Source organism: Nocardia wallacei, from assembly GCF_029868745.1.
GTDB classification, from domain to species: Bacteria; Actinomycetota; Actinomycetes; order Mycobacteriales; family Mycobacteriaceae; genus Nocardia; species Nocardia wallacei_B.
Genome location: NZ_JARWOP010000005.1, coordinates 1 through 3,307, shown reverse-complemented (window position 1 = coordinate 3,307; position 3,307 = coordinate 1). Strand labels below are relative to the sequence as shown.

Annotated in this window: 3 protein-coding genes; 2 read left to right on the top strand and 1 reads right to left on the bottom strand. The window is 69.7% G+C overall.

Annotation, left to right across the window (positions count from 1 at the left end):
* Window positions 1–1,363: AAA family ATPase (locus QH470_RS00065; RefSeq protein WP_280270150.1), on the bottom strand; the 1,363-nt coding region annotated here is incomplete at its 3' end.
* Between the two features lie 175 nt (window positions 1,364–1,538).
* Between QH470_RS00065 and QH470_RS00060 the strand changes: the two genes are divergently transcribed.
* Window positions 1,539–2,582: a ferritin-like domain-containing protein gene (locus QH470_RS00060; RefSeq protein ID WP_280270149.1), complete on the top strand. Its 1,044-nt coding sequence runs from the start codon at window positions 1,539–1,541 to the stop codon at window positions 2,580–2,582.
* Window positions 2,583–2,701: 119 nt separating this feature from the next.
* A partial coding sequence (locus QH470_RS00055) for an SDR family oxidoreductase (protein ID WP_280270148.1) occupies window positions 2,702–3,307 on the top strand: 606 nt, incomplete at its 3' end.

Genomic DNA, 3,307 nt, shown 5'->3' with positions numbered 1-3,307 from the left:
CACCTTTTTGGGCGGGGCCCCTTTGTTTTCGGGTGGGCTCATTTTTTGGGTATATTTGGTGTCCGCGCGGGGGGGGGCCCTGGCCCCCGGGGGGCCGGGGGGCGCCCGGGGCCGCCACGCCACGCTCCGCGCGGCGCTCGGCGCAGACGGTCAGCAATACCGACCGCTGCAGGAACGCGGCGGCCGCGGCCATTCCGCCGCGAGCCTGGGCTCGATCGGCGGACCGCTCGAGTTCCGCCGCGACGGCCTCGTCCGGTTCGGCGGCCGCCGCGGCCAGATGCCACGCCCGGCGATCCGGATCGACTCCGGGGTCGGTGACCTCCGCCAGGGCCAGATGCACCGCACGGCGTTCCGCGTCCTCGGCGGCCCGATAGACGGCGGACCGCACCAGCGGGTGCCGGAACGTCACCCGGATGTCGAACGACACCAGCCGCTCGGTGTCCTCGTCGAGCGCCGTCGCCGGTGCGATGCCGAGCCGGTCGGCGGCGCCCCACACGAGCGCGGGATCCCCGACCGGTTCGGCGGCGGCGATCAGCAGGAGCAGTCGGCTCTGTTCCGGCAGCGCCGCGATCCGGTGCAGGAAGCTCTGCTCGATGCGGGTGGGCAGCGTCTCGGAGTGCAGCAGACCGTATCCGCCCGCCAGCTGCGTGACGGTGCGTTCACGCGGCAACTCCAGCAGAGCGAGCGGATTGCCGGCGGCCTCGGCGACGACGCGGTCACGGATGTGGGAATCCAGCCGGACATGAGTCGCCGACTCGAGCAGGGCGAGGGCGTCGGCCCTGGTCAGCCCGGAGACCTCGAGTTCGGGCAGGCCCAGCAGCTGGTGGGCGCGGTGACGGGTGGCGAAGACCAGCGCCACCGATTCGGCCAGCAGCCGCCGGGCCACGAAGCCGAGGACCTGCGCCGAAGCCTGGTCCATCCACTGCGCGTCATCGATCACACACACCACCGGGCCGCTCTCCGAGGCGTCCGAGAACAGACTCAGCACGGCCAGCCCGACCAGGAAGGGTTGCGGCGCGGTGCCTGTACGCATTCCGAACACCGTCTCGAGGGCGTCGCGCTGTGGCGCGGGCAGTGCGATCATCCGGTCCAGCAGCGGTACACACAGCTGGTGGAGCGTGGCGAACGGCAGCTCCATCTCGGCCTCGACGCCGACCGCGCGCAGCGCACGCAGTCCGGTCGCGAGGTCCTCGAGGTATTCGAGCAGCGCGGACTTGCCGACTCCGGGTGCGCCGTGGACCACGAGCACCCGGCTCTCGCCCGTGCGCACGGCGGCGATCAGCTGGTCGAGCGCGGCGCACTCCGATCGCCGGCCCACCAGTCCCACATTTCGCCGCAATCCCACCGCCGCCTGCTTTCTCACCTCGGTCGATCCGCACTGGAGACGCCAGCGATCACCCAGGCATCATCCTGGCCGGAAATATCCGGATACGAAAGGGCGCCGGACAGTGTCCGGCGACACCCCGTCACAATTCGCCGGGCCGTCTTGTCCTTGCTGCCGACAGACTCCGCCGACTTCGCCGAGACGAGGTTCACGCATGGACACCGGCATCCCTGCCATCGATTCGCTGGACGATCTACGCCGCCATCTGCAATGGGCGATCGAGCTCGAGCACGCGACCATCCCGCCCTACCTGTGCGCGCTGTACTCGCTGGAGCCGGGTCGCAATCCCGAAGCGGCACAGGCGATCAGCAGCGTGTTCGTCGAGGAGATGCTGCACCTGGCACTGGCGGCGAACCTGCTCAACGCCGTCGGTGGTGAGCCGAAGCTGGACGCGCCCCAACTGCTGCCGCCGTACCCGCATCCACTACCGCACGGGGATCCGTCCGTGCACCTCGACCTGGTGCCGTTCGGACCCGAAGCGCTGGAACTGTTCCTGAACGTCGAGCGGCCCGCAGCGGCCGACGCACCACCGGAATCGCAGGACTACCACACCATCGGGCAGTTCTACGCCGCCCTCGAGTCCGGATTGCGCACCTTGACCGACGCCCTCGGCGAGGACGCGGTCTTCTGCGGCGACCCGCACCGGCAACTGCAGGAGATGCACTTCAGCAGCGGTGGAGGCCAAGTCGTCGCAGTGCACGATCTGAAGTCGGCGCTGGCCGCGCTGGCGGAGATCATCGAGCAGGGCGAGGGCGCGGCCCGGACCGCGGTGTGGGACGGCGACAAGGACGTCTTCCACCCCGAACGCGATCAGGTGGCCCACTACTACCGCTTCGTCGAGCTGAAGGAGGGACGCCGGTTCCGGCTCGGTGACACACCGCAATCCGGCCCCACCGGAGAACCGATCGCGGTGGATCCCGATGGCGTGCTGCCGATGCGCCCCAACCCGCGCACCAGCGATTATCCCGAAGGCAGCCCGGTGCGGCTGGCGCAGGAGAAGTTCAACAACACCTACTGTCTGCTGCTGTATCTGCTGGAGGACACGTTCAACGGCAACCCCGCGCAGATGCGGGAAGCGGTCGGGGCGATGTATGCCCTGAAATCCCAAGCCCAGGCGCTGATGAAGATGCCGAGCGGCGACGGCCGCACCACCGCGGGCCCAACCTTCGAATACGTGCCGGTCGACCAGCGGGCGTGAGCGAAGTCGGCGGGTGACGGGACGAACGCGTGCCCGTCACGAATGCGCCGCCTCTCCTGTCCTCGATACAGAGGCATTTTCCACCGACTCCGAACACCACTGCAACGGAAGGAAAGACCATGAAGATCGTCGTCATCGGCGGCACCGGGCTCATCGGCTCGAAGGTCGTCACTCGTCTGGGTGAGCACGGCCACCAGGCGGTTGCGGCCTCGCCCAATACGGGCGTCAACACGATCACCGGCGAAGGCGTGAAGGAGGTGCTGCAGGGGGCGGACGTGCTCGTCGACGTCTCCAACTCGCCGTCGTTCGCCTACGACGACGTCATGACCTTCTTCCGCACGGCGACCACCAACCTGCTCGAGGCCGCGGGCGGCGCCGGCGTCGGCCACTACGTCGCCTTGTCGGTGGTCGGCGCCGACCGCTTGCCCGAGTCCGGGTACCTGCGGGCGAAGGTGGCGCAGGAGCGACTCATCAAGGAATCGGGTCTGCGCTACTCGCTGGTGCACGCGACCCAGTTCTTCGAATTCGCCGGAGGGATAGCCGATTCCGCCACCACCGGCGGCGCGGTGCGGCTGCCGGACGGAGGTGTGCAGCCGGTGGCCGCCGAGGAGGTGGCGGGCGCGGGGGGGCGGGCCGCGGCCGGGGGCCCCCAAGGCGGCCTCGGGGTGATATCCCGGGCCGAGGGGTTTGGGCGCGGCGAGTGGGTGGGCACCCTGGTGGACGCC